The following is a 1,031-nucleotide window of genomic DNA, read 5'->3' as shown; positions in this document are numbered from 1 at the left end:
AATCGGCTCAAACATGAAGAAATGAAATGACTGAGTCAGCCGAGAAGAATTTCCCCGCTTATTCGCACCTTCCCTAACTTAAGTGATACCAACTGTCTGGAGATTCAGGGGGCTAGTCTAGAAACACGTTTCTGGACATATCCATTTTGGCGCCTTTGCTAATTTGTAAGTTTATGAATTACTTTATGTATGGGAAAATAGCTTAAACTTATTGAGCCTCGAATCCACTATAGGAAATCAGGCGATCTATTTTGGACAAGATGATGATATATAACCTACCGGAAGATTTGCTTACGGAGTCACAATGCAATGAGGATATTATTATCCGTCATTATGTCACTAAGGAAGCATCTAATAAGAATAAAATTCAGCTAAACAGAGTCATGGTGAACATATTATTATCTGGAGAGAAAACTGTGTTGACTCCGGAGTTGAGTGTATCGGTCAAAAAAAATCAACTTGTAATGTTGAATTCTGGAAATTTAATGACCTCCGAGGTTATTCCGGATAATAATCCTTTCAGCAGCATTGTTATTTACATTAAAAATGAAACGCTAGAAAAATTATTGTCAAACGTTGAGTTTCCCCGTAAATCTAATCGACCTTCCCCATGCCAAATTTTTAATCAGGATGATTTCATCCGGCATTATGCTCGATCACTTAGGCTCTTGTTAACCAGCGGCCCTATAAGTTCAACCGTAAAATGGGCCAAATTATTAGAACTTTTTGGGTATCTAGAAACAACTCAGATAGAGGGATTACAGTCGTTTTTTTGCAGTGTACATAGCCGATCTCGCTCAGAAGTTGCATTGAGCCAAGTCATTCAAAGTAACATGTACTCTAATCTCTCTTTACAAGAGTTGGCTTTTTTATGCAACATGAGCTTATCTACATTCAAACGAACCTTTATTAGCATATTTAATCAGCCACCAAGAAAATGGTTGAATAATAAAAAAACCTGATTACCCATGATTAGCAGTCACCACGAGCTATACTGATCTTACGTACAGTTACTGAGGTGCGAGATCATG

The 1,031-nt window shown here is 37.4% G+C and carries 1 protein-coding gene; it reads left to right on the top strand.

The genetic code is table 11. The annotated features are described in order from the left end of the window. The first annotated feature begins 260 nt into the window (after positions 1-260). Complete coding sequence (locus tag PG887_RS22450) at positions 261-962, top strand: helix-turn-helix transcriptional regulator (protein WP_442866347.1); 702 nt, start codon at positions 261-263, stop codon at positions 960-962. The last annotated feature ends 69 nt before the right edge of the window (positions 963-1,031 follow it).

This window comes from Aeromonas sp. QDB14 (assembly GCF_027707845.1).
Taxonomy (GTDB): Bacteria; Pseudomonadota; Gammaproteobacteria; order Enterobacterales; family Aeromonadaceae; genus Aeromonas; species Aeromonas caviae.
Note: the sequence above shows the minus strand (reverse complement) of the source record. Positions and strands in the feature narration are given on the sequence as shown.

Excerpts from the sequence above, each read along its gene's own strand:
- PG887_RS22450 (WP_442866347.1), top strand. The coding sequence starts at position 261 with ATGATGATATATAACCTACCGGAAGATTTGCTTACGGAGTCACAATGC.